The sequence below is a fragment of the Geothrix sp. genome (assembly GCF_049292215.1).
In the GTDB taxonomy this organism is placed as follows: Bacteria; Acidobacteriota; Holophagae; order Holophagales; family Holophagaceae; genus Geothrix.
Window position 1 is genome coordinate 12,688 of the sequence record NZ_JBATQW010000066.1, and the last position, 22,774, is coordinate 35,461.

The window sequence follows — 22,774 nt, forward strand, 5'->3', positions numbered from 1 at the left end:
ATTATAGGTCTTCGACGCGGATCATATCTGAAAATAATGACAGTCGGTTGCGAACTTCGTCCTGGCTGATCTGCTCCAGGCGCTCGGTCGAGAACTGCTCCACCGTGAAACTGGCCATCACCGAGCCGACCAGCGCGGCATGTTTCAGGGCGGTCACATCAATTCGTTCGATCCAGGCGAGGTAGCCCAGGAACCCACCGGCGAAGGTATCCCCCGCGCCAGTGGGATCGAAGACATTCTCCAGCGGGTAGGCCGGCGCCGCGAAGATGCCGGAGGGGGTGAACAGGGCCACCCCATATTCCCCCCGCTTGACCACGAGGATCTTGGGGCCCATGGCCTGGATCTTCCGATAGGCCTTGATGAGGCTGTGCTCCTGGGTCAGTTCCCGCACTTCGGCGTCGTTGACCAGGAGGATGTCCACCTCCTTCAGCACGGCCTCGAGGGCGGGCCGTGCCCCCCGGATCCAGTAGTTCATGGTGTCCAGGGCAATCCAATTGGGACGGGCGGTCATCTGGCGGACCACGTCCAATTGGAGCACCGGATCGATGTTTCCCAGGAAGAGATACTGGGATTCCCGGTAACTGGGGGGCAGCTCAGGCCGGAAATCGGCAAAGACGTTGAGGTCGGTGGCGATCGTCTTGGCTTCGTTGAGGTCGTAGCCGTAGGCCCCCTTCCAGTGGAAACTGAGCCCCTTCACGCGGGAAAGGCCGGCGAGGTCGATGGGGCGGCGATCGAAGACCCGCATCTGGTCAGGTCCGAAGTCCTCGCCCACCACGGCCACGATCCGGACTGGATGGAACCTGCTCGCGCTCAGGGAAAAGTAGGTGGCCGATCCACCCAGGGCGTGTTCCCGCTGCCCGAACGGTGTTTCCAGGTCATCAAAGGCCACGCTTCCAACCACCAGCAGACTCATCGTCAAAGCTCCATGCGAGGTTCAGGTCTGGGCCGACGGGGGCCCGAGGTACAGGAGCCAGGCCTGGTTGCCGCCCATGGGGACGGGGGCCTGGGCGTAGCGGATGACCATGGGGGCTTCGCCCGAGGCCAGCAGCTCTAGGAGTCCTTCGTGGAGGGCTGGCTCTGGGCCCAGGTTCACCTGGAGACTCCGCCAGCCGAGGATCAGGCCATCGCCCAGGCGGTCCTTGATCCGCTCCATCGCATCGCAGACGGAATGTCCCCGGAGGTCCAGCGAACCGTCCACCTCAATGGCCATGCCCGCCGCCAGTTGGAAGCGCAGGGGCATGACCGGCTGGGCTGGAGGCTCCGGCTCGAGAGGAATGGTTTCAGGCAGAGCGGCATTGACAACCGCTGGGAGGGCGGGGGCTTGCTCTGGCGCCAGGGCTGGTTGGACTGGGGTTGGGACTGGGGCCGGTGGGGATGCCAGCTGGACCTTCTCGAGCGGCTTGAGCCCCTTCAAGTCCTTGATGGCCTGCTGGAACGTCTCGGGGGCTGAGGGTTTGACGGCTGCCGGAGCCGCCGTTCCCGAGGCCACAGGGGAGGGGGCAGGGCGCGGGGCTGCGGGTCGCAACCCCATGGCGGAGAGGAATACCGCATCCTCATCGTCCAGGGCGGCCGGCCCAGAGGGTTTGGGGACAGGTTTCGGAAGGGCCTTCGCGGGCGCAGCGGAGGCTTCCGGGCCAAGCTGCTGTTTCAATTTCGCCAGATCCTGCTTCCAGGCCATGAACCATCCTCGTCCTGACCAGAGTAGGCCATCCGACGCGCTGCCCAAAGCCCGCCGTTGCAATCCCGCACCAACCCGAGGCAAAACGCAGCGGAGACCGGCGCCCCTCAACCGCGGCTGCTCTGAGGACATCCAAGCCCCGACGCCACTTGGCGTAACCTGGCACAGCCTTCGCTCGTATCTTCATTGTCCTTCCTGGAGGTCCCATGCGCCGCGCCGCGTCCCTGTTCGTGCTTCCCCTGATCCTGGTGGCCGGATCCACCCTGAACGCCCAGAGCCCGCATGTGGGGTTCAGCCTGAACCTCCTTTTCCCCACGGGGGATTTCGCAAGCAAGTCCTATCCTGGGCTGGATTCCTTAGGCAACCCATACATCGCCAAGGAGACCTATGACCTGGGCATTGGCGGAAGCTTCACAGTTAGCTTCCCAGTGGACCGCAACCTGGCCATTCGACTGAATCTCAGTGGATCAGCTGAGAACGGCACCAGCCGGGCTCCTGTCGCTCCCTACACCATCAACCTCAGGCATTCCCAGTTCAACCTCGGTGGCGACCTGCAGATCTTCCCCCAGGGCACCGCTTTCCGCCATCGTGGGCTCTACTTCGTGGCGGGGCTCTCGGCCGACTTCGAACAGTTTGACCGGAGCCTCGGCGACCTGAATTCCGACTACTACAACAGCTACAGCGTGGACACGACGCGCAAGAGCCGTCTGGGCGGGAGCCTGGGCATCGGCCACAGCTTCGGCTATGACGCCGGGATGCGCTTCACCATGGAGGCGACCTTCCATAAGACCCTCACCAGCCACGACGTAGCTGCGGGGGACCCCCCCAGCACCGACTTCGTGAAGCTGGGGTTCGGCTTCGTCTTCTGACCCTGGAGTTAGATGGAAACGGCCCCGTGAGGGGCCGTTTCCAATTGGGGGGGTAGGTCACGCCTTCTTGGCGACGGGCTTCTTCTTGCGGGGCTTCACGGGTTCGGACTCTTCCTCCTTGCCAAGGAGTCCGTTCACGAGCCGGGTGACATCCTTGTTGGCGGGATCCAGCTTCTGGAGCCGCCGGGCGTAGGTGAGACGTTCCTGCCTGGGGCGGGCATCGTCGCCCTTCACCTGCTCCAACTTGCCGGCCACGAAGTGGGCCACGCCGCCTGCTTCGGCCATTTCGGCCTTCTCGGCCGCGAGGAAGGCCTGCCAATCCGCGGCGGTCCTGGTCGTGGTCTCCTTGGCCTGGCGGAGCCTGGCCACGATCCCCTCGATGTCCTTCAGGGCCCGCTCGCTGTGGCTGATGGCCGCCTGCTGTTCATCCATGAAGATCTTCAGCTGCTGCCGGAGCTTCATCTGCTCCTGGGACAGGCCGGGAGCCTCTTCCAGTTCCTTCAGGCGGGGGGTCTGTTTGGCCAGGGCGCTGCGGTATTCCGTCAGCTTCAGTTCGTGTTCCATCCGGCTCTTGGCGAGGAAGGGCTCGGCGGTGGTGACGTTCTCCTCAGCCGCCGACTGGGCCTTCTGGAAGTGGGTGACCGCATCCTCCCAGCTCCCTTCGGAGAGACAGGCCCTGGCCGCCAGCCCCCGCAGAGCCACGAGGGCGTGCATGTCGTTGTAGTCGGAAGGATTGACCGTGAGCCCCTCCCGGCCGAGAAGGGCTTCGACGCCCTTCCTCACCGTGGCAGCTTCGCCCCGTTCCAGTTGGACCTCCCAGGGCCCGCGAACCTCCTTGAACCGGTCGGTGAGGCTCTGGGCGCCCAGGTTGGAGGCCAGGGCGCAGGCAAGGAGGAATCCGAAGCGGGTCATGGTCGCTCCCATGGTCACAGGATGGAGTGGGCTACTTCTTCTTCGACCCGGTCTTCTTCGCGGGCTTCGCTTCCTTCGCGAAGGCCTCCTTGCCGGCCTTCAGGTTGTCGAGGGCCTTCTGGGCTCCAGCATTGCCGGGATCCAGCACCAACATACGGTTCAGGAAGGCGGCCTGGCTTTGCGGCGTGCCCAGCTTGGTGACGTTCTCGGGCGCGCGCAGGACGGCGTCCACCCAGTTCTTCTTGCCGACGAGCTTCACCTTCTGCATCACCTGCTTTGTGTTGAAGGTGGTGATCTCGTCGTTCTGGTCGGCCACGGCCTTCTTGGCCTTGGCAATCGCCTCATCGGCAGCTTTCACCATGCCTTCGACTTCCTTGCGGTTGTCGTTCAGGGTCTTGGTGACCTTGGGGGCGTTCGCCAGGTTCTGCTTGTGGACCGGCATGGCCGCCGCGATCTGGGCCAGTTCCTGGTCATCTAGCTGGGTCTGGGTGCCCCTCGCGTTGAACTCATCGACCTCCTTCTTGGAGAGCTTCTTCTTGCTGGTCTTGATCTCCTCGAGCTCAGCCTTGAAGGCGGCCACCTTGGCTTCCAGTTCTTTCATGCGCGGCTCGTTCTTGGCGACGTAGTCGCCGGATTCCTGGGTGACCTTCTTCCACTGGGCGGCGATGGGAGCCTGGGCCTTCTCAAGATCTGCGAGGATGGCGCGGGCGGTCTGAGCCCGCTTTTCCTGGATCTCCAGGGCCCTCTCCCACAGGCCCGCCTCGGAGGCGACGTTGGCGTGGAGACGATACAGGGACATCAGCCCCTGGGCGTTGTCCAGGCTCTGCCCGAGGGCCTTGGGGCTGGATGTGTCGAAGACCGGCCGCTCGGCGGGAATGAGGCTCTGGACTTTAGTCAGGGCCTCCTGGGTCTTGAGATCCTTGAGCATCTGGTTGATGCCGGGGAGCTCTGCATTGAAGAGCTGGGCGAGATCGGCACTTTTGGGGGCCTGGGCGACCAGGGCCACCGCGGGGAGGAGCAGGAAGGGCATCGGGCGCATGGGCACTCCAAGGAAAGTCCAGGTCCCAGGGTAGCGAAAAGCTCGCCAGGGGGGCGCCCATCATCGCCAACTTGTGACGGGTCAGGGCTCGGTGCGCTTCTCTTCGAGCTCCAGCCACTCCTGTTCCAGCATCCCGAGTTCGGACTGGACAGCTTCGCGGGTTTTCAGGGCCTGATGACCTGGGCTGTCGGAACGCAGAAAGGCCGTGGAATCCGCCAGGATGCCGTCCAGGTCAGCCAGTTGCGCGTGAAGGGACTCCAGCGCCTGCTCGACCTCCGCCAACCGCCGCTGTGCCTTCTGGGAGAGACCGGGCTTCTTCGGTTTGACCCCCTCGACGCGCGCAATGGGTCGGGATGCCTCGGTTTTCGCCAACACCTGGGCTTCGGCCCGCGCCTCCCGCAGGCTGCGCACAGTCGTGGGGGGACCCTCGTAGAGCTCCCAACGGGGAGAGCCCGCCTCGTTCCAGGCCAGGGTATGGGTGGCCACCTGGTCCAGGAAGAAGCGGTCATGACTCACCAGGACGAGGGTTCCGCCATAGCCGATGAGGGCCTCCTCCAGATTCTGGAGCGTCGGGATGTCCAGATCGTTGGTGGGTTCATCCAGCACCAGCAGGTCGGCGGGATTCAGCATGGCCTTGGCCAGCAGGAGCCGGTTGCGCTCGCCACCGCTGAGGCTGGAGGCGGGGCGCGACTGCTGGTCCACGGGGAAGCCGAAGCGCGTGAGGTAGACATGGGCCAGCACAGTGCCATTGCCCGTGTCCACGATGGCGGCACGGTCCGCGAGGTTGTCGAGGATGCTTCGTGAACCTTCGAGTTCGCCGCGGCCCTGGGAGATGGCCGTGACCGCGAACTTCGGGTGGCGGACCACCTCGCCGGCGGTCGGGGCGAGTTCCCCCAGCAGGACCTTTAGGAGCGTGGTTTTGCCGCACCCGTTCGGACCTAGCAGGGCGATGCGCATGTCCCGCTGTAGGCCGAGATCCAGGCCGTCGAGCAGCTCCGCACCGCCGGGATAGGCGAATCTGAGCCCTTCAGCGCGGATCAGGGCGTCGCTGCGGTTCTCGCCTTTCGCAAAGGTCAGGCCCTGCCGGAGGTCCACCCGGGTCCGGTCCTCCACGGTGCCCTTGAGATCCAGGACCTCCTGTATGCGGAGCTTTGATTTGCGGGTCCGGGCCTTGGCGCCGCGGCGCAGCCAAGCCATCTCGCGACGCAGGCGGTTCTGCATGTGCTCGGTAAGCCGGGCTTCGCGGAATTCCCGATCGGACTTCTCCAGCAGGTAGTCGCTGTAGCCGCCTTCATAGCTGCGCAGTGCGCCATCCTCCAGCTCCAGCATCCGCGTCGCCACGGCATCCAGCAGGTGCCGGTCGTGGGTGATGAGGAGCAGGGCACCCTCGTAGGCCTGCAGCCAGGCCTCAAGCCGCTCCACCTGCTCTGGGTCGAGGTGGTTGGTGGGCTCGTCCAGCACCAGCACGTCCGGCTCCTTGAGCCAGGCCTGGGCCAAAGCCACGCGCTTGCGCCAGCCACCGGACAGGGATTCCACCTCCGCGTCCAGGTCAGTGAGGCCCCAGACCGTGGCCGCGGCCTTCAGCCTTGGCGTCAGGTCCCAACCCCAGTGGCCCAGGAGGTGCTCGATGGTTTGCAGTTCGTCAAAGAGCCGGGCCTCGGCCGCGGCCTCCGATCCGTGGAGCCGGTCGTGGATCTCCTGATGCCTGGCCAGCAGGACGGCATGGTCGGCCAGAGCCGCCTCCAGAGCCTGCCGGACGGTGGCCCCAGGAGTGAAATGGGGCTCCTGGCTGAGGCGGGCGATGCGCAGCCCCTGGGTGATCACCACCTCGCCGGAGTCGGTGATTTCATCGCCAGTCAGCAGCCGGAACAGGGTGCTCTTGCCCGCACCATTGCGGCCGATGAGGCCGACCTTCTCCCCTTGGAAGAGACCGAAACTCAATCCGTCCAAAATGGCTGTCGCGCCATATCGTTTCGTGACATTGATCAAACTCAGGGCGATGGACGGCAAGAATGGCTCCTCGGACCTTTCAGAATCCCACGGATGGGTTGATCCTTGCCCCCAAAGTCTTGAGAGGCGCCCATGTCCCTACAGGAAGAACTCCAGATGTCCAAGCTCCCCGCCCCGGGGGTGCAGCTCATGCTGCAGCTGATGCTCACGCGCGAGGCGGTGGTCCGGGTGCAGGAACGCCTGTTCGAGGCCCATGGGCTGACGATCCAGCAGTACAACGTGCTCCGGATCGTGCGCGGCGGCCCTACCAAGGGACACCCGATCTACGAGATCGAGCGGCGCATGATCTACCGGTTTGCGAACGTCACGCGTCTCGTCGACCGTCTCGAGCTGCAGGGATTATTGAAGCGGGTGGCGGACCCCAAAGACCGTCGGGTCAGCCGGGTGGTCATCACACCCAAGGGACGGCGTCTCATGGAACGGCTCGACGAGCCGGTCCAGGAGATGGCGACGCGCCTCACCAGCTGCTGCGACGAAGCGGAATGCCTGAACATGGCGGACCGCTTGGAGCGCCTGCGCGAACACTGCACCCTGCAGTCCGGGGCTCAGGACGAGCTGGTCGGCGCCGTCAACTGATCCAGCAGCTCGTAGGCCTCTGCTTCGGACACGCCCTCCACCTGGAGCCAGCAGCTTTCGCCGAGATCCATCCAGAGTCGCCGATGGGTGGAATGCCACCAGCCTGTCCGGAGCGTCCGCGCGCCGGCCAGACGCTGTGCGCCCCGCAGCTGGGCTTCCCCCGGCCGGTTGACGGCCCACACCTGCCAGGGGCCGCCTCTCTGGGCCTGAAGGTGGAGAATCCCCTGGCGGAGGGCCCATCTTCCTCCGGGAAACCTCAACCCCTTGCCGCCCGGGCCGTGTACCAGTTCGCCACTGAGGACCACCGCTCCGGTGGCCTCTGCGGTCCACCGCACGCTTGAAAGATCCGAGGCGGCGCCGTCCCAGGCGATGCTGCCCAGGTCCGCCAGGTCCGTATCGCCCAGCTTGACCCGCAGGGCCGAAGCTGGGGCCTGATCAAAGGTGGGATCCACAGGTATCCAGCGGTCCTTCAGTCGCACCTCCACCCAGAAGTGGATTCCCATGAGCTCACCGAGGCCAACCCAGCCGGTCACGCCCCGGGCTGGCACGCCCAGGCGGCGCAGCAGGGCCACGGCCAGGACCCCGTGCTCGGTGCAGTCACCGCGCGGTCTTCGGCAGACTTCCAGCGCCGACGCGAAGTCCACCGAGACATCCTTCTCGGTGATCCACTCGAAGACGAACGAGGTCACCCGTTGTGCCAGGCCCCAGCGCGACAGCCCCGCGGGAAGGTCCATTCGGCGGAGAAGCCCGTCAAAGGCGGGATCCTGGAACGGCACCAGGGCCGAGGGGGCCAGAAACCGGGCCTCCTCCGGAGGTGGGACGCCTTTGACCGGGGGCTGGCTCGCCTCTTGGGGTGTCGGGAATTCCGCACGGCGCAGTCGGAGCCTCTCCCCCGAGAGGCGGGATTGCTGAGGATCCTCGGGGATGGTTGGAAGCCCACCCCCAGCTCGCAGGGTCCATTCCGTGACCCAGGGCTGAAACGGATGTGGGGCAAGGGCCTGCTGGGAACGCGCGAACAAGCCCGAATTGGAAGGGGAGACCTTGGTGGGTGCAGGGAGCTCTGCTCGCTGTGTCAGCAGTTCGAGGCCTCCCAGCTCCGTGCGGTGGCGGACCTCTCCCGCCGAGGGGGAGATCCAGATCTCCACCGCCGTGGTGATCTGGCCTTCGCTCTCCTGCCCCGTGAACCGGATGGCATCCGGAAATCCCGGCAGCGGGGCTGCCCCCTGGGGTTCAAGCTGGAGGATGTTCCATTGCTGGAGTGGAAAGGCGAAGGTGGTGGCACGAACCGGCCGGACCAGCCGTGCAGCCTCTTTGAGGCGGGCCTCCAGTTCCCCGGGCCAGAGGACGGCCCCGGTTGGCACCACCTTCTGGACGGCCGGCCCATGGGCCGGCTGGAGGGACAGCAGGGCCGGTGAGAGGGGTGACCACTCGGCTCGACCCTCGAAGGGTTCGGCCGACAACTGCAGGCGCCAGGTGAAGACCAGCCCCCCCCCGGGCCTCTTGCGGCTGGTCTGCGTCACGTCCTGCCGGATCTCCTGCCCCAGGCGGGACAGCACGACCCACTGCCGGTCCTGCACCTCCTCGGTCGAATTGTCTCGCGTCATCGTACGGATGGCGCCCCCGACCTCCTGGCCGCCCATCCACTGGCGGAAGGTTCGGGAGTGTTCCTTCTGGCCGAGCAGGGGCAGGCTGGAGAGGATCAGCAGGATGAGGGGCCAGGCGCGCATCCACTCAGTCTATCGACCTGGTCTGAAAGTCAGCCGACCAGGCTGGGATCGAGTCGGGAGTGCCTCAGGCGCTCGCGCCTCCCCTCCCGGGCCATGCCCCGCAGCTCCGCGATCTTCTCCCGCTGCTCGGGCGTCAGCACGGCCTGCACTTGCTGCCGGGCCACCCTTCGGGCCAGCAGCATCTCGATCTGGGCGGCGGAGGCCTTGTCATGGAGGGCGCGCAGTTGGGCCTCCGGGGTGTCTGCTTCCCGGAGAGCGGCCCGCAGGGAGGCTTGGGCCTGCTTGGCCGCATCCCGCTTGAGAAGCAGCTCTGCGCGGTGCGTCTCGCGGATGGACCGGATGCTCGTCCGCTGCGCGTCGCTGAGGTTAAGGGCCTGGGCGATGCGTCCGGACCGGCCGTCGCGGGCATCCTCCGGTTGGGCCGCCAGGGGAAGGATGGCGAGGCACAGGAGCAGGGTGGTCCACAGCAGGGGTTTCATGGGCGACTCCTCGGAGGTTCAATGGCCTCCCAAGGATGAGACCCCGGCCGGGCAAAGAGGTTGAATCCGGGCAGACTGGAGGCGTGATCCGGACCCACGCCGCCATCGTCTTGAAGGCCGTTCCCTATGCGGAGGGCGGGGCTGTGGTGTCGTTCCTGTCGGAACTGGGCGAGCGCCTGACCGGCGTGGCCAAGGGCGTGAAGAAGCCCACGGCCAAGTGGGTGGCGGCCTTCGAGCCCATGGGCATGGTCCGGGTGAGCCTTTTCGGGAAGGAACATGCGGAACTCAAGCGGGTCACCCGTTGTGAGCTGAGCTTCAGCCCCCTGACGCTGGGGCACCTCGAGTCCAGCCTGGTGATGGCCTGCCTGGCGGACCTCTTCGATCGGGTGGCGCGGGAGGGCGTCGAGGACGACCGCCTCTACCGCCTGCTCAGCGCCTGTGGGCGGGCGCTGAAGGCGGACCCGGACAACGCCCTGGGCATCCTCGCCTACGCGGAGCACTGGCTCCTCCACTGCATGGGACTCCTGCCCCATCCCCGGGCCTGCGGCTGCTGCGGTCACGAATCTGCGCCCCTGGTGCTGCTGAGCCCCGAGAGGGGCTGGTGCTGCGCGGCCTGTACGCCCGTGGATCCCGCGGAGGCCCTGCCTCCGGGAACCCGCGAGTATCTCCGCCACCTGAGGACCGGAGGCGCGGAACTCGCCCCCACTCCGGATTCCGGCAATAAAACCCAGGCGGCGGTCACGGCCCTGCTCCGGGCCCGGCTGCTCCAGGAGCTGGGTGGTGGTCTGAGGAGCTACGAGGTGCTCTGGCGGACCGTTTAACCTACCCCTGGTTCTATTTCTTGCCTCGGGGCCGGGACAGGCCGATGGGACCCCATGGCTGAGGAAAAGGGTATGGGACTGGTCAGGTCCTTCTGGAGATGGACATCGGGGTCCAAGATCCCGATGGACCTGATGGGCTTGCCTATTCTCGGGCTGGTGGCGTTTCTGCTGTTCCGGCATGCCTCCGCTCTGGCCCCGGCGGAGGGGGCCTTTCTGATCATGCTGACGGCTGGACTCGTCCGGGCGGGACTCCGCTGGTGGGACTGGCAGCGGGGGTTAGCCAGCGATGGTTCCCTCATGGACTGGGTCCAGCGGACCCTCGGGGGCGAGCGGAAGCCCATGTCCGTGCCTGCAGGGCTCCGCGCGCAGGATGGCAGGATGGCCGAGGCCCTCAATGCGGCCCTGCAAGATGTCCAGGCCGGGCGGTCGGAATTGCGGGACCTGCAGAAGGCCATGAACCGCGACTGGGCCGAACTCGATGCGGTCCTCGCTTCCCTCCAGCAGCTCCATGCCGCGGAGGAGGAGCAGCGGAGCCACGGCGCTGCCCGCCTGACCTCGCTCGGGCAGGAGCTGAAGACGGCCATCGAGGATACGCTCCGACTCGATCAGATCGAGCTGAACTACCGTCTGAGGGCAGACCAGTTCCGCCTTCAGGGGCAGGCGTTCCGAAGCACGGTGGACCAGTTGCGGGAGGGGTTGGACCACTTCGAGAACCTGCTGGAGGAACTCCAGGACACCTTCCCGCGGCTGCGTCGGGAAGAGGATGCCCTCGGGCGGCTGGCGGACGCCGGACTTCGTCAAGGCGCCCGGCTCTCTCTGTCGATCAAGGGCCTGGTTGCACATACGCCCCGGCTCGTAGATGAGACCCAGGCACGCACGGAAGGCCTGCGCCGGTTGCGGCACTCCGCCGATGGCGTGCGGGACCAGACCGAGGCCCTGGCCAGGCGGATCGAAAGCTTCCGCGAGGAGGCCCAGGCGCGCATCCGCTCCTTTGGCGGGGCCCAAGGCACCTTGAAGGAACTGGATCATGTGGCCCAGCAGACAGGCCTGTTGGCGGTGAACGCGGCGATTCTCGCCCAGCAGGAAGGGGGGAGCACCGGGATGGCCGCCATTGGCGGGCGGCTGCGCTTCCTGGCCGACCAGACCGCAGATGGGGCCTCGGGGATGGAGCGGACCCTCAACGAGTACCAGCTTGGCCTGGAGCGTGAAACCGCGAACCTGTGGGACCTCCAGGAAGTCACCCAGAAACTCATCGCCGATGTTCACGAGTTGCTGAGGACGGTTGGCAACATGGATCATCAGGGCCACGATCTGGAGCGCGCCCTCGAAACGCACATGGGCCTTGTGGATCAGGCCCGGCAGTCATCCGAGCGGGCGGAGCTCTCCCTCCACGAGATCGGCGCTAGGTCCATGGCCCTGGAAGCCGCCCTTGCCAGGCAATGGGGCGTGGAAGCGAAGATCACGCCCCAGCGGGAGCGGCTCTCCAGGATGGGCCTCAGGCTCACGGAGGTCGGGGGCGAGCTGGCCCGCATCAGCCAGCAGAACATCGATGAGATCTGGGACATCCTCGGCCGTCACCAGGAGATCCGACGGACCGAGGCCTACCGGCACGTGACCTCGGGTGACTTGCACCGGCTTGTGGAGGTGCCAGCAGATCCCAAGAATACCTGGAATGGGATCGCCTGGGCCCGCGCCGAACGGCGCCTCAGGACCGTGGAGCGCGACCCCGCGAACTCCCCGCCGATCGGCCGTCGGGACTCCCACGGCAACCTCCGCCTCCAGATGCTGGGCCAGGACGCCCTCCACCGCCCCGAGCCTTCGGCAGTGGAAGCCTGGGGGTGTGATGTCAGCGGCCAAGTCTGGAACCTGCATCTCCTGGGTTCCCTGAGGACCGAGAGTCACCGGCTCGGGTTGTTGGCCGTGCTCAAGGAAAGCCCACTCGCACTCTGCTTGCACGGAGTGGACATCCGAATCTCATCGGAAGGCGCCCAGATCCGCCTGCCGCATCCCTATCCTGCAATGGTCTCATTCCTTGCAGGTCTGAGGCTCGAGCTTCCCGTGGCGCCTGAGTTGTGGGACCACCCCTTCCGTGAGGATGGGCGGAAGCCTGTGGAAACCCAGGGGCTGGTGTGGATCGGGCCCGGGCAAGGTGGAGGCGTGCAGAACCCCTGCATGCGGTTGATCCATGCCTGGGTGCGGGATGACCACCGCCATGAGGCCTTCCTGCCCTGGCTACCGTTCGAGGGCCACCGGAAGCCCTGTCCATGGCTGGGCGACACAGAGGGCGAGGAGGCGCTGCCTGGGCCCATGTCCGTTCGCTGCCTGGGCCTTGATGGCGACCCTGCCACCCTGCATCTGATCCGGGACCGGTTGTTAGCTGCCGGCGCCGTGGAGGCCAGTGGAGGCGCCACGCTCTGCGCCATCGGGATCGGCCATCTCCACCCGGAATCCCTGCTGCTGAGGCTGTTCCAGCCAGAGGCGGACCTCGCCGGGGCCTTCCACCCTGACCTCGTCCCCTACCAGGCCCGGTTGCGCGACGAGGTCCTGGGGGGCTCAACGGGAGATCCCTATCGGGCCGCTTGGTCCATTCTCGAGGATCTCCATCGGGAAGGATGGATCTTGCCGCTTCCCCTTCCCTGATCGGGGCATGATAAATCTGTGACAAATTTTCCGAATTAATTCATTCTAGTTGGCTTGACAGACCATTTTTCTGGCCGATACCTGATTCAAGCGATCTTTGGACCTCCCCAGACGGTGTGTGATCCAGGGCCCGGGACCGCCACCAACCAGCCACCCCATGCGGGTTGGCCGGACCTTCGGGAACCCTCAGCCGCCACCCACAGGAGATCCCATGTTTCATGTCGCGTTTCCGCGCGGCCAGGGGCCTGCCTACGCAGACCTGCCGCCCACCCTTCAGCCCCATGTCATTGCGGCCTCCGCACCGCCTACGGACCACCTGCGGACGGTCCTGCTCTCGGGCCTGATCTACTTCTCCCTCGTGGCCGCGGTGGTTGCCCTTTCAACCCTCGCGCCGCCGCCGGTCCTAGTCCCGCCACTACCGCCAGCCGAGGGGCGGACCGTCGTCTACGATCCACCCGTCTATCGCGTGGTGCTGCCGCAGCCTGCGGTGACCGGCAGCCCGGCCGGTGGACATGAGTCCGTTCCGACGACCCAGTCGGCACCTCCCAGCCAGGCACCTCCCACCGAGGCCCCGGCGGGCTTGCCCACCGAGGATCGTCGGCTGGATCCTCACGCAGGGAGCGGCCCGGGAACCGTTCTGCCTGGCGCCACCGCACCTCCGGGCACGTCCACGGTGAATGCCGGCCCGGTGATCCACGACTTCACCTCGGTGGGGCTGGCCGTGCTGCGTCGGGTGGATCCGATCTACCCGGACTTCGCCCGCCATGCCCGCATCCAGGGCCCGGTCGTGCTCATGATGACCGTGGACGAGCAGGGGCGCCCGATCCAGGTCCAGGTGCTCGAGGGACATCCTGCCTTCCACGAAGCGGCGAAGCAGGCGGCACGGCAGTGGCGCTTCGAACCCGCCCGCATGAACGGCGAGCCCGTCTCCGCGGCCTTCCGCCTCACCCTCAAGTTCTCGCTGCGGTGAGTGCGCCATGGCCACCCGGCTCCGCAGCGACATCAACGTCACCCCGCTAGTGGACATCGTCCTAGTGCTGCTCATCGTCTTCATGACGCTGGTGCCGGCGCTGCCGAGGGTCCTCAAGGCCGGGCTCCCGGATCGAGGTTCCGGTGCGCCAGTCCCGTCCCTGCTTCGCCTCACGCTCGGCAGGGATGGGAGCCTGGAGGTGACAGGACAGGCGGGCGTCTCCCTGCCCGCGGCTCTTGGAAGCTGCCCGGACCGGATCCTCCTGCGGGTGCATCCGGAGCTGCCCTTCAGTGCTCCCACCCGGGTGCTGGATGAGATCGAGGGGCTCCGGCCAGGCACGAAGGTGGCCCTGGTGGCGTGGTCCGGCTGACGGCGTGCTAGGCTGGCCCTCGTGGATCAGGGCGTCGCTGTCCGCAAGGGCAGAGGAAAGTCCGGGCTCCGCAGGGTACTGGGCCTGGTAACACCAGGGCGGGGCGACCCGACGGAAAGTGCAACAGAAAACAAACCGCCGATGGCCGTGCAAGCGGATCAGGCAAGGGCGAAACGGTGGAGTAAGAGCCCACCGCCGGACTGGCAACAGGACGGGCATGGCAAACCCCCCAGGGAGCAAGACCAAATAGGCCGGCGCACCGCGCAAGCGGCAAGGGTTGACCCGACCGAGCCGGCGGGTAGGTCGCACGAGGTGGGTGGCGACATCCATCCCAGAGGAATGACGCTCCACGACAGAACCCGGCTTACCGATCCACCACGGCCCCCGCAAGGGGGCCGCGCTTTTCCGGGGGTGGAGGATCGGCTAGGCTTAAGGCTCATCTCCGAGTAGGCCTCTGACTTCCGCAGTTCACCGCCACGACGACTTGCCTGGAATTGTCGGGTAGGCGTGAGTTCTCGCTGATCCACATCTGCAGTTTGGAGGCACCGCGGAGACCCGCGATGGATTCCGTCATTCCTCTTGGAGTTCCAGATGAGCCACGGCTTTCAAGCCCTGGTGCGCCGCCTAGAGCGTGCCCAGGCCATTCAAAACAATCGATTCAACCGAGCTGCTGGCGGGCGTAGCCTTCCCCTCGGCGGAGGATTTGCCCATTTTCTCGGGGAGGGCCATCCCCTCAACCAGGCCCTCGGGCTCGTCGACCCTTTGTCGGAGGACGAGCTGATCACCGTGGAAGCCTTCCTGGGCCAACCCACCGTTCTGGAGTTGAGTCCTGGCGCGGATCCTGATCTCTGGCCTCTGCTGGCAGAGCGGGGGTACCGCCTGCAGCAGTTCCAGCAGCTCTGGGTCCGGCCACTGGCAGGCTTGGTGGTCAGTGAAGGATCGACAACAGTCCGGGTCGCAGAGCCCCGGGAGGCGGATCTGTACAGCCGTGTTGTCTCGGCCGGGTTCATGGAAAGGGACGACTGGCAAGCAGCTGAGCCACCCTTCCAGTCCAGCCTTGACGTGCCGGATGCCTGGGGGTTCCTCGTGTTTGTGGGGGGCCAACCGGCCGGAGGCGGCATGCTGGGCATCGTGGAGGGTGTGGCCATGCTCTCCGGTGATGGCGTGATGCCGCGGTTCCGGGGCAGGGGGCTCCAGAAGGCGCTCATTCAGGCCCGGTTGGACCTGGCCCAGCGTCGTGGTTGCGATGTGGCGTGCGCCTCCACCGCCCCGGGCACTGCAAGCCAGAGGTCCTACGAGGCCTGCGGTTTTGGTGCAGCCTACCCGAAGGTGGAAATGGCCAGAGGATGAATCGAAGGGCGGCGCGTGGTTCCATGGACCATGCGCCGCCCTTCGCCCCAGACCGCCGCCCTGCTGGTGACGGCCCTTGCCTTCCACGTGGACATGCTTCTGTATTACCTGCTGGTGCCGCTGCTGCCGCGGTACGCGCGGGAGCTCGACCTGAATCCGATGAAAGTGGGGATCCTCTTCGGGAGCTATGCGGTCGCCCTGCTCCTCGCGACTTTTCCGGTGGCCATCCTCACAGATCGGTATGGCCGACGGGCGCCCATGCTCTGGGCTCTGGGGACTGGCTGGCCTCGCGGCGACTACGCTGCTTTTCGCCGTGTCGAAACAGTACTGGCTGCTGGTGGCCGCCCGGTTTCTCCAGGGCGCCTCCGGCGCGGCCACCTGGCTACCGGGCATGGCCCTGCTGGCGGATCATTTCCCTTCGGAATCCCGGGGCAGGGCCGATGGGCACAGCCTTTGCCGCGGCGAACCTCGGCGTGCTCATCGGCCCACCCCTCTCCGGCCTTCTTGACCAGCATGCGGGCCCAGCGGCCCCGTTCGTATTCGGCACCGTCTTGGTGGCCCTGGATGCCGCCGGCCGGGCCTTCCTGCTGCCCGAGGTGGAAGCGGAGCGGGGTCCCCGCCTACCCTTCCGCCAACTGATGGCGAATCCGGTGATCCGCCTGTTCGCTGGGGCCATGGCCCTGGGCTCGGGACTCTGGGCCCTGCTCGAGTCGACCCTGCCCCTCGACATGGACCAGCGGCTCGGCCTCAGCGCCTCCAAAATTGGCCTGTGCTTTGCTGCTTCCGCCCTGGCGCATACCTTCACATCCCCCCTCATGGGCCGGCTGTCGGACCGCATCGGGAGGGTCAAGGTGCTGCGCATGGGTCTTCTGCTGGCCGTGATCCTGCTGCCCCTGCCGGTCCTGCTGCCCAGGCCCTGGATGGTGGTGCTGGCCATGATGGGGCTGGGCAGCACGGCGAGTTTCATCATGAGTCCCTGCAGCCCAGCAGTGGCGGATCAGGTGGAGCGGCAGGGGAGCTCCAGCTTCGCCTCGGCCTTCTCCATCCTCAACCTCGCCTACTCGGTGGGACTCATGGTCGGTCCGCTGGTCGGAGGCGTCCTGGTCCAGGGGCTTGGCCTACCGGTGGCCCTCTCCCTGTGTGGCCTCACGTTTGGCGGCTACCTGCTGGCCACCCGCCGCTTCACTGTTTGATGGCCCGGTAGATCCAGCGCTCAGACCCCTCCTCCCAGGGACGGCCATCCAGGCCCCCGTAGGCCTGGGCCAAGGTGAAGCCGGCCGTGCCGAGGCAGTGGCGCACCTCGGGATCCGTCGGAATCCAGATGTCGTGGCAGAAGGATTCGCCCTGGCACAGGCGCTCCGTCAGGATGCGGCGCCCGTCCGGACTCCACCGGGCCTGTTCCTCGTAGCCCTCCGCGGAGAACTCCAGCCACTCGGATTCCACTCCGGTCAGCGCCGCCTGGAGGAAGGAGCGCCCGGCGAGGTCCAGGAGCAATACCCCACCCTTGCGAAGCACCCGGGCGAATTCCGACAACTGGCGGAGGTTCTCCGCCTCGGTCGCAAAATAGCCCCAGCTTGTGAAGGCGCAGAACACCCCGTCAGCGCTCTCCGGCCGGAAGGGCAGGGCGCGGAAGTCCAGGCGCACCAGGGGGACGGCATGGCTGGCCCGATGCCTTGCGAGGTTGAGGGGGCTGAGGTCGCCGCCAATGACCTGGAGCCCATGAGCGCGAAGGTGGGGATTCAGGCGTCCCCACCCACAAGGCAGGTCCAGGACGCTGCTGCCGTGGGGCAGGTCCAGCAGCGCGGCCAAGGCGGGGCCCTCCACGGCTGCATCCGCGGCCTTGTCGGCGTAGATGGTGAAGTAGGCGGGATGGTTGAAATCCCGGACGAACCAGTCCATGGGCAGAGTGTGGCAGAGTCCCGGTGAGCTGGAAGCAGCCCTGAGGCCGACCTGGCGTCATTCCACTTCGGTGTCAGCCTTGACAAGCTTCACGGCGGGTGGGGCCGGCTGCGGGGGAATGACGTCCTTCCACACATAGCGGGTGCCGCGTTTCTGCCCGCTCTTCACGATGAGCTGGTCCTCCTCCAGATCCGTGAACAGGCGGCGCAGGGTGGCGGGGGCCCAATCGCACTCCTTGAGATCAAGGGCCACCTGGGCTTCGAAACTGCTGAGGGAACCCTTGGCCTTGAGGATCTCAATCAACTGGGACTTCATGTCCTGGAGTTCTGGTTTGGATCGTCGGGTCTTGGCCTCCAAACCTGGGTCCGGGGCGGGGGTGACCACGATGACCTTGGAGGGAACCGGGGGCTGCGCGGGAGCAGGCGAGGCGACCTCGGCCTTCACCAACATTCCATCCAGGTAAATGTCGCCCCGCTCGGGCTGGAAGACGACCACCACGGAACCGGGGGCCATCCCTTCATGCTGAAGGGCGGTGATGACCCGCTCCCCAATGCGGGTTTTCTGGTCGGAAGTCAGACTGGGGGTCTCGATAATGACGATGGCCATGGGGCTCCATTATGTTTACGGGACCTCTATTATACTTTTGGAAATTACCTTTGTAAAATGCGAAAATCGAATCAATCAAATCGGTTAGACTTCGGCCGAGGCTCCCATGCGCAAGCTCAAAATTGAACGGCCTGAGGAACAGCAACGCTTTGAGTCCTTTCTTCGGTCGCGCCAGCTGAAGCTCACTGGGGAACGCCTGGAACTGGTCGAAGAGGTCTTCGGCCAGGCACATCATTTCGATGCGGACCAGCTGCACATGGCCCTGAAGCAGAAGGGCAAGGGGATCAGCCGGGCCACGGTCTATCGGACGCTCGATCTGCTCGTGCAGTGCGGTCTGGTGCGGAAGAGCAGCTTCGGCGATCAGCATGCCCACTACGAGGCCGTGCGCAGCAACGAGCACCACGATCACCTGATCTGCCTGAACTGCGATGCCATTATCGAGTTCTTCCGCCCGGATCTGGAGGCCCTCCAGGAGCAGATCTGCCAGGAATTCACCTTCAAGCCCATGCACCACAGCCACCAGATCTTCGGCCTCTGTAAGGCCTGCCAGAGCAAGGCCACGGATGACACGGTTCTCGCCCACCGGTTGAGCCAACTCAGCACCTGAGGATCCCCCTGGCCCGCCGCCCATAGCCGATGGCATGGTAAAGCGCTAGGCTGGGCCATGGCCAAATTGACGCTCCAGGACCTCCAGCGACTTCCCAAGACGGACCTGCACGTCCACCTCGACGGCAGCCTCCGCATCCCGACCATCCTCGACCTGGCGGAGCAGCAGAAGGTGAAGCTGCCAGCGGACTCCATGGAAGGATTGCGTCCCTTCGTGGAGGTGGGGGACGACTGCAAATCGCTGGTCGAGTACCTGCGTGCCTTCGACGTGACGCTCTCGGTCATGCAGACCTACGAAAGCCTTGTCCGCACCTCCTTCGAGCTGGCCGAGGATGCCGCATTGGAGAATGTCCGCTATCTGGAGGTCCGCTATAGCCCGATCCTCCACCAGCAGAAGGGGCTGACGTTGCATGCCATTGTGCAGGCCGTGCTGGAAGGCCTGGGGCAGGCGGAACGGAAGTACAACATCAAGACGGGCGTCATCCTCTGCGGCATGCGGCACATCTCGCCCGACATCTCGCTGCGCCTGGCCGATCTCACCGTGGCCTTCAAGAACAAGGGCGTGGTGGGCTTCGATCTGGCCGGGGCCGAGGAGAACTTCCCCGCCAAGCGCCATAAGGACGCCTTCGGCCGCGTGCTCCAGAACAACATCAACTGCACCCTGCACGCGGGCGAGGCCTACGGTCCCGAGAGCATCCACCAGGCCATCCACCTCTGCGGCGCCCATCGCATCGGTCACGGGGTGCGGCTCATCGAGGACGGGGACCTGCTCAACTACGTGAACGACCACCGCATCCCTCTGGAGTGCTGCCCCTCCAGCAACGTGCAGACCAAGGCCGTGAAGAAGATGGCCGACCATCCCATCCGGCTCTTCTACGACCTGGGCCTGAGGGTCACGGTGAACACGGACAACCGCATGGTGACGAACACCACGGTGAGCCGGGAATTCCAGGTCATCCACGAGGAGCTGGGCTTCAACCTCGAGGAGATCAAGGAGGTCATCATCATGGGCTTCAAGAGCGCCTTCCTGCCCTATGCGCTCAAGCGGGCCCTGCTGGCGGAGGTCGTGCACGAGCTGAAGGCCTTCAAGCCCGGCAGCCTGGAGAGCCGGAAAGAGCAGCTCTGATACCCTGACTCCGGAGGTCAGGATCTTCATGCTGGATCGTTTCGCCGCCTTTCTCGACCGCCACGCCAGGGTCCTGCTCACCACCCACGAGAATCCCGATGGGGACGGCGTGGGCGCGGCCGTGGCCCTGGCTTGCCACTTGAAGGCGCTGGGGAAGGACGCCCGCATCGTGGTGACGCCCTCGCTGCCCGAGAATCTGCGTTTCCTGGACCCGGAGGGCTGGATCGAGGCCTACGATCCCCAGGGGCCCCACCGTGAATTGGCCGCCTGGCCCGATGCCTGGCTGCTCGTTGACGCCTCGGAACCCCATCGCATGGGCGCCCTGTTCGCCGCCTTCGAAACCACGAAGGCCGATCGCGCCTGCCTCGACCACCACCTGAAGGACGCGCCGAAGGGTTTCGATGCCGAGTTCACCGACTCGGGTGCCAGCGCCAGCACCGAGCTGGTCTATGACTTGGTGCGGCCGCGCCTCGGAAGGAACCTGCCGCCGGTCATGGCCCAGGCGCTCTACGCAGGCCTGGTCAGTGACACCGGCAACTTCCGGCACTCCAACAGCACCCCGAAGATCCACCAGGCCGCGGCCGACCTCATCGCCCAGGGCATCCACCCGGCCCGGACCTTCAACGCCCTCTACCAGACCGCCACGCCGGCCAAGCTCAGGCTCTTCGGTCGGGCCATGGGGGGGCTGCAACTCCGTGATGGCGGCCGCTTCGCCTACGTGTCGGTGACGATGCAGGATCTGGAAGCCTGCGGTGCCACCCACGAAGACCTGGACGAACTGGTGGAGGAACCCCGGAGGCTGAAGGGCGTGGAGGTGGCCGCCCTCTTCTCCGAGACTGCGGATGGTCGCGCCAAGGTCAGCCTTCGCTCCCGTGAGCGGGTCGATGTCAACGCGGTCTGCCGCAAGTTCGGCGGCGGTGGCCACCGGCTGGCCTCCGGCGCCAAGCTCGACCTGCCACTGGACGCCTTCATTGCCCAGGTAGAGGCGGCTGTGGTTGGCCAGATCGGGAATGATATTGTCTAAATAATAAAATAGACAAAATGGGGTTGCCCCAGCTCGGCCCACGCCTCAGACTTCTAGTTCCCTCAAGCGGCATCGAAAGAGATGACCGCACCTCTCCCCGGACCTCCATGTCGCCCAAAGAACCCAGCAGCGCCCCGAAGCTCGAGCTCTTCTGCAAGCTGCAGGCGGAGAAGGTGCCGTTCATCGCCAAGGCCAACGTGCCTTCGATCTTCGGCAAGTTCACGGTCTATGGGTTTCTGGAACACGCCACGGGCAAGGAGCACCTCGCCATCGTGGCCGGGGAGATCGATGCCCGACGCCGCATTCCGGTGCGCGTCCATTCGGAGTGCTGGACCGGTGACGTGCTGGGCAGCCTCAAGTGCGACTGCCGGCAGCAGCTCGAAGAGGCCCTGCGGCACATCGGCGAGCACGGTGGTATGGTGCTCTACCTCCGCCAGGAGGGCCGGGGCATCGGCCTGCTGAACAAGCTCAAGGCCTACGCCCTGCAGGAGCAGGGGCTCGACACGGTGGAGGCGAACCACTCGCTGGGCTTCCCCGATGACCTGCGCACCTACGACTGCGCGGTGGAGATGCTCAAGTTCTTCGGCATCACCAAGGTGAAGCTCCTCACCAACAATCCACGCAAGATCGGCGCGCTGGAATCCGCCGGCATCGAGGTGGAGCGGGAGCGGCACCAGCTGGCCTCCAACCCGCACAACCTCCGCTACCTGAAGACCAAGGCCCGGAAGAGCGGCCACATGCTGGATTTTGAGGAAGAGGCGCTATAGCCGTCCGGAGGGAAGCGTCCTCCCCGGGGGGTTGGGTATTTTGGCCGCCAGCTGAGTGTCGATAGCTGCTAGCTATAGGTATGAGCGCACCCGTCTCCGATCAGACCATCACTGACATCTCCCACGTCATCCAGCTTTCCGTGGCTCCCGTCTTCCTGCTCACGTCCATCGGAACCATCCTCGGCGTGCTCTCCACCCGGTTGGCCCGCATCGTGGACCGGGCCCGGGCCATCGGCGAACGGCTGGAAGACGCCTCCGATGACAAGACAGCGCTCATCCACGCGGAGATGCGCACCTTGGCCAAGCGCCGCCACCTGGTGAACCTGGCCATCACGGCGGGAACCACCGCCGCGCTGCTGGTCTGCGTCAGCATCGCCACGGTGTTCCTGGGGGCCATGATGAAGGCCAATGTGACCATGACCGTGGCCTCGCTGTTCATTCTCGCCATGGCCGCCTTCGTGGCGGCACTGGTGTCGTTCCTGAGGGAGATCCTCCTCGCGGTCAGAAGCCTCGACCTCGTCTGAGCTAGAGGCTCTTGATCGCGGCGATCTCCTGTGGACTCAGGTAGCGCCAGGCCCCGGGCTTGAGCAGGGGGTCGGCCAGGGGGCCGAACTGGACCCGGCGCAGCTTGCTGACAGGATGGCCCACGGCGGCGAACATGCGACGGATCTGCTGGTTCTTGCCCTCGGTGAGCGTCACCTTCAGCCAGGGGTTGTCACCCTTCTCCGCGACCTCGATGTGGCAGGGCTTCAGGCGACGCCCGCTGAGGAGAAAACCTTCCTGGAATTCCTTCAGCAGTTCAGGCCTCGGGTTGCGGTGAACCTTCACGAGGTAGACCTTCGGAATTTCATGCTCCGGCCCCATGAGCACTTGGGCCAGGGCCCCGTCATTGGTCATGAGGAGCAGGCCCTCCGAGTTGAAGTCGAGCCGGCCCACCGGGTAAAGGCGGCCGGGCACGCCCTTCAGCAAGGCCATCACCGTGGGGCGGCCCTGGTCATCCTTCACCGTCGTGACATAACCCTTGGGCTTGTTCATGAGGATGTAGACCGGGGCCTCGCGTTCGATGGGCTGCAGGTCCACGGTGATCTGGTCCCGACGGGGATTGGCAAGCGTGCCAAGCTCGGTGACGGTCTTCCCGTTCACCTGGACGCGGCCGTCGAGGATGATCTGCTCACAGGCCCTCCGGCTGTCGATGCCTGCCGCGGCGAGGATCTTCTGCAGGCGCTCCTGACCGACGGCCTTGGGGCGGGGCGGAGCGGGGCGGGCTGCGGCCGGTTTTGCCGGGGGCTTGGCGGTGGCCGGGGC

Annotated in this window: 24 protein-coding genes, 1 other RNA gene and 1 pseudogene; 16 read left to right on the forward strand and 10 right to left on the reverse strand. The window is 65.8% G+C overall.

All coding sequences use genetic code 11. The features are described from left to right. Position 1 precedes the first annotated feature (1 nt). The gene (locus WAS25_RS10850; RefSeq protein ID WP_422311939.1) at positions 2-913 is read right to left on the reverse strand and encodes a PfkB family carbohydrate kinase; all 912 of its coding nucleotides are present in this window, start codon (positions 911-913) and stop codon (positions 2-4) included. Positions 914-934: 21 nt separating this feature from the next. Beyond that, complete coding sequence (locus WAS25_RS10855) at positions 935-1,678, reverse strand: hypothetical protein (protein ID WP_422311941.1); 744 nt, start codon at positions 1,676-1,678, stop codon at positions 935-937. Positions 1,679-1,884: 206 nt separating this feature from the next. Between WAS25_RS10855 and WAS25_RS10860 the strand changes: the two genes are divergently transcribed. Beyond that, positions 1,885-2,547, forward strand: coding sequence for a hypothetical protein (locus tag WAS25_RS10860; protein WP_422311943.1), 663 nt, complete (start codon positions 1,885-1,887; stop codon positions 2,545-2,547). Between the two features lie 57 nt (positions 2,548-2,604). On the opposite strand, the gene WAS25_RS10865 is transcribed toward WAS25_RS10860, so the two are convergent. The 3 genes from WAS25_RS10865 to WAS25_RS10875 all read right to left on the reverse strand — a co-directional run bounded on the left by WAS25_RS10865 (position 2,605) and on the right by WAS25_RS10875 (position 6,439). Then, positions 2,605-3,459, reverse strand: a complete 855-nt coding sequence (locus tag WAS25_RS10865) for a hypothetical protein (protein WP_422311945.1) — start codon at positions 3,457-3,459, stop codon at positions 2,605-2,607. A gap of 31 nt (positions 3,460-3,490) precedes the next feature. Then, complete coding sequence (locus tag WAS25_RS10870; RefSeq protein WP_422311947.1) at positions 3,491-4,498, reverse strand: hypothetical protein; 1,008 nt, start codon at positions 4,496-4,498, stop codon at positions 3,491-3,493. Positions 4,499-4,579: 81 nt separating this feature from the next. Then, positions 4,580-6,439: an ABC-F family ATP-binding cassette domain-containing protein gene (locus WAS25_RS10875; RefSeq protein WP_422311949.1), complete on the reverse strand. Its 1,860-nt coding sequence runs from the start codon at positions 6,437-6,439 to the stop codon at positions 4,580-4,582. Between the two features lie 141 nt (positions 6,440-6,580). Here WAS25_RS10875 and WAS25_RS10880 point away from each other — a divergent pair, with 141 nt between their 5' ends. Further along, complete coding sequence (locus tag WAS25_RS10880; protein WP_422311951.1) at positions 6,581-7,084, forward strand: MarR family winged helix-turn-helix transcriptional regulator; 504 nt, start codon at positions 6,581-6,583, stop codon at positions 7,082-7,084. On the opposite strand, the gene WAS25_RS10885 is transcribed toward WAS25_RS10880, so the two are convergent. Both WAS25_RS10885 and WAS25_RS10890 read right to left on the reverse strand, forming a co-directional pair. Then, complete coding sequence (locus tag WAS25_RS10885; RefSeq protein ID WP_422311953.1) at positions 7,054-8,811, reverse strand: transglutaminase-like domain-containing protein; 1,758 nt, start codon at positions 8,809-8,811, stop codon at positions 7,054-7,056. The genes WAS25_RS10880 and WAS25_RS10885 overlap by 31 nt on opposite strands. A 29-nt stretch (positions 8,812-8,840) precedes the next feature. Beyond that, positions 8,841-9,290: a Spy/CpxP family protein refolding chaperone gene (locus WAS25_RS10890; RefSeq protein WP_422311955.1), complete on the reverse strand. Its 450-nt coding sequence runs from the start codon at positions 9,288-9,290 to the stop codon at positions 8,841-8,843. An 83-nt stretch (positions 9,291-9,373) separates the two neighbouring features. Here WAS25_RS10890 and recO point away from each other — a divergent pair, with 83 nt between their 5' ends. The 9 genes and pseudogenes from recO (at position 9,374) to WAS25_RS10935 (ending at position 16,634) form a co-directional block, all read left to right on the forward strand. Then, a complete protein-coding gene (gene recO, locus WAS25_RS10895) occupies positions 9,374-10,111 on the forward strand; it encodes a DNA repair protein RecO (protein ID WP_422311957.1) in 738 nt (245 codons plus the stop codon). 132 nt (positions 10,112-10,243) lie between these two features. After that, positions 10,244-12,751 (forward strand): hypothetical protein, encoded by a 2,508-nt coding sequence (locus tag WAS25_RS10900; protein WP_422311959.1) that lies wholly within the window; start codon positions 10,244-10,246, stop codon positions 12,749-12,751. Positions 12,752-12,962: 211 nt separating this feature from the next. Beyond that, positions 12,963-13,721 carry a TonB family protein gene (locus WAS25_RS10905; protein WP_422311961.1) on the forward strand — a complete coding sequence of 253 codons (759 nt, stop codon included), beginning with the start codon at positions 12,963-12,965 and terminating at the stop codon, positions 13,719-13,721. 7 nt (positions 13,722-13,728) lie between these two features. Next, positions 13,729-14,091 carry an ExbD/TolR family protein gene (locus WAS25_RS10910; protein WP_422311963.1) on the forward strand — a complete coding sequence of 121 codons (363 nt, stop codon included), beginning with the start codon at positions 13,729-13,731 and terminating at the stop codon, positions 14,089-14,091. A gap of 18 nt (positions 14,092-14,109) precedes the next feature. Further along, positions 14,110-14,474: RNase P RNA component class A (gene rnpB, locus WAS25_RS10915), an RNA gene on the forward strand. A 208-nt stretch (positions 14,475-14,682) separates the two neighbouring features. Then, positions 14,683-15,441 carry a GNAT family N-acetyltransferase gene (locus WAS25_RS10920; RefSeq protein ID WP_422311965.1) on the forward strand — a complete coding sequence of 253 codons (759 nt, stop codon included), beginning with the start codon at positions 14,683-14,685 and terminating at the stop codon, positions 15,439-15,441. 30 nt (positions 15,442-15,471) lie between these two features. Further along, positions 15,472-15,687 (forward strand): annotated as a pseudogene (locus tag WAS25_RS10925) (MFS transporter); the annotation flags it as partial. Continuing rightward, the gene (locus WAS25_RS10930; protein ID WP_422311967.1) at positions 15,683-15,949 is read left to right on the forward strand and encodes an MFS transporter; all 267 of its coding nucleotides are present in this window, start codon (positions 15,683-15,685) and stop codon (positions 15,947-15,949) included. The pseudogene WAS25_RS10925 and the gene WAS25_RS10930, both read left to right, overlap by 5 nt. Further along, positions 15,882-16,634, forward strand: coding sequence for an MFS transporter (locus WAS25_RS10935; protein WP_422311969.1), 753 nt, complete (start codon positions 15,882-15,884; stop codon positions 16,632-16,634). Before WAS25_RS10930 ends, WAS25_RS10935 begins: the two co-directional genes overlap by 68 nt. On the opposite strand, the gene WAS25_RS10940 is transcribed toward WAS25_RS10935, so the two are convergent. Continuing rightward, positions 16,624-17,340 (reverse strand): class I SAM-dependent methyltransferase, encoded by a 717-nt coding sequence (locus tag WAS25_RS10940; protein ID WP_422311971.1) that lies wholly within the window; start codon positions 17,338-17,340, stop codon positions 16,624-16,626. The two genes, WAS25_RS10935 and WAS25_RS10940, sit on opposite strands and share 11 nt — an antisense overlap. A gap of 57 nt (positions 17,341-17,397) precedes the next feature. Then, positions 17,398-17,946 (reverse strand): hypothetical protein, encoded by a 549-nt coding sequence (locus tag WAS25_RS10945; protein ID WP_422311973.1) that lies wholly within the window; start codon positions 17,944-17,946, stop codon positions 17,398-17,400. Between the two features lie 106 nt (positions 17,947-18,052). Between WAS25_RS10945 and WAS25_RS10950 the strand changes: the two genes are divergently transcribed. From WAS25_RS10950 to WAS25_RS10970, 5 genes are all read left to right on the forward strand, one after another. Beyond that, positions 18,053-18,553 carry a Fur family transcriptional regulator gene (locus tag WAS25_RS10950; protein WP_422311975.1) on the forward strand — a complete coding sequence of 167 codons (501 nt, stop codon included), beginning with the start codon at positions 18,053-18,055 and terminating at the stop codon, positions 18,551-18,553. Positions 18,554-18,610: 57 nt separating this feature from the next. After that, entirely contained in the window at positions 18,611-19,678 is a 1,068-nt protein-coding gene (gene add / locus WAS25_RS10955; protein ID WP_422311977.1) for an adenosine deaminase, read from the forward strand. 28 nt (positions 19,679-19,706) lie between these two features. Next, positions 19,707-20,702: a DHH family phosphoesterase gene (locus WAS25_RS10960; protein WP_422311979.1), complete on the forward strand. Its 996-nt coding sequence runs from the start codon at positions 19,707-19,709 to the stop codon at positions 20,700-20,702. A 107-nt stretch (positions 20,703-20,809) separates the two neighbouring features. Continuing rightward, entirely contained in the window at positions 20,810-21,469 is a 660-nt protein-coding gene (gene ribA / locus WAS25_RS10965) for a GTP cyclohydrolase II (RefSeq protein ID WP_422311981.1), read from the forward strand. 80 nt (positions 21,470-21,549) lie between these two features. Next, positions 21,550-21,993, forward strand: a complete 444-nt coding sequence (locus WAS25_RS10970) for a DUF2721 domain-containing protein (RefSeq protein ID WP_422311983.1) — start codon at positions 21,550-21,552, stop codon at positions 21,991-21,993. 1 nt (position 21,994) lies between these two features. Here WAS25_RS10970 and WAS25_RS10975 read toward each other — a convergent pair whose 3' ends face one another. After that, positions 21,995-22,690 carry a pseudouridine synthase gene (locus tag WAS25_RS10975; protein ID WP_422311985.1) on the reverse strand — a complete coding sequence of 232 codons (696 nt, stop codon included), beginning with the start codon at positions 22,688-22,690 and terminating at the stop codon, positions 21,995-21,997. Between the last annotated feature and the right edge of the window lie 84 nt (positions 22,691-22,774).

Coding starts and splice junctions, on each gene's coding strand:
- WAS25_RS10930 (WP_422311967.1), top strand. CDS start 15,683: ATGGCCGACGGGCGCCCATGCTCTGGGCTCTGGGGACTGGCTGGCCTC.
- WAS25_RS10945 (WP_422311973.1), bottom strand. CDS start 17,946: ATGGCCATCGTCATTATCGAGACCCCCAGTCTGACTTCCGACCAGAAA.
- WAS25_RS10865 (WP_422311945.1), bottom strand. CDS start 3,459: ATGACCCGCTTCGGATTCCTCCTTGCCTGCGCCCTGGCCTCCAACCTG.
- WAS25_RS10870 (WP_422311947.1), bottom strand. CDS start 4,498: ATGCGCCCGATGCCCTTCCTGCTCCTCCCCGCGGTGGCCCTGGTCGCC.
- WAS25_RS10970 (WP_422311983.1), top strand. CDS start 21,550: ATGAGCGCACCCGTCTCCGATCAGACCATCACTGACATCTCCCACGTC.
- WAS25_RS10850 (WP_422311939.1), bottom strand. CDS start 913: ATGAGTCTGCTGGTGGTTGGAAGCGTGGCCTTTGATGACCTGGAAACA.
- WAS25_RS10905 (WP_422311961.1), top strand. CDS start 12,963: ATGTTTCATGTCGCGTTTCCGCGCGGCCAGGGGCCTGCCTACGCAGAC.
- WAS25_RS10920 (WP_422311965.1), top strand. CDS start 14,683: ATGAGCCACGGCTTTCAAGCCCTGGTGCGCCGCCTAGAGCGTGCCCAG.
- ribA (WP_422311981.1), top strand. CDS start 20,810: ATGTCGCCCAAAGAACCCAGCAGCGCCCCGAAGCTCGAGCTCTTCTGC.
- WAS25_RS10860 (WP_422311943.1), top strand. CDS start 1,885: ATGCGCCGCGCCGCGTCCCTGTTCGTGCTTCCCCTGATCCTGGTGGCC.
- WAS25_RS10900 (WP_422311959.1), top strand. CDS start 10,244: ATGGGCTTGCCTATTCTCGGGCTGGTGGCGTTTCTGCTGTTCCGGCAT.
- WAS25_RS10950 (WP_422311975.1), top strand. CDS start 18,053: ATGCGCAAGCTCAAAATTGAACGGCCTGAGGAACAGCAACGCTTTGAG.
- WAS25_RS10940 (WP_422311971.1), bottom strand. CDS start 17,340: ATGGACTGGTTCGTCCGGGATTTCAACCATCCCGCCTACTTCACCATC.
- WAS25_RS10890 (WP_422311955.1), bottom strand. CDS start 9,290: ATGAAACCCCTGCTGTGGACCACCCTGCTCCTGTGCCTCGCCATCCTT.
- WAS25_RS10960 (WP_422311979.1), top strand. CDS start 19,707: ATGCTGGATCGTTTCGCCGCCTTTCTCGACCGCCACGCCAGGGTCCTG.
- add (WP_422311977.1), top strand. CDS start 18,611: ATGGCCAAATTGACGCTCCAGGACCTCCAGCGACTTCCCAAGACGGAC.
- WAS25_RS10855 (WP_422311941.1), bottom strand. CDS start 1,678: ATGGCCTGGAAGCAGGATCTGGCGAAATTGAAACAGCAGCTTGGCCCG.
- WAS25_RS10885 (WP_422311953.1), bottom strand. CDS start 8,811: ATGCGCGCCTGGCCCCTCATCCTGCTGATCCTCTCCAGCCTGCCCCTG.
- WAS25_RS10910 (WP_422311963.1), top strand. CDS start 13,729: ATGGCCACCCGGCTCCGCAGCGACATCAACGTCACCCCGCTAGTGGAC.
- WAS25_RS10880 (WP_422311951.1), top strand. CDS start 6,581: ATGTCCCTACAGGAAGAACTCCAGATGTCCAAGCTCCCCGCCCCGGGG.
- WAS25_RS10935 (WP_422311969.1), top strand. CDS start 15,882: ATGGGCACAGCCTTTGCCGCGGCGAACCTCGGCGTGCTCATCGGCCCA.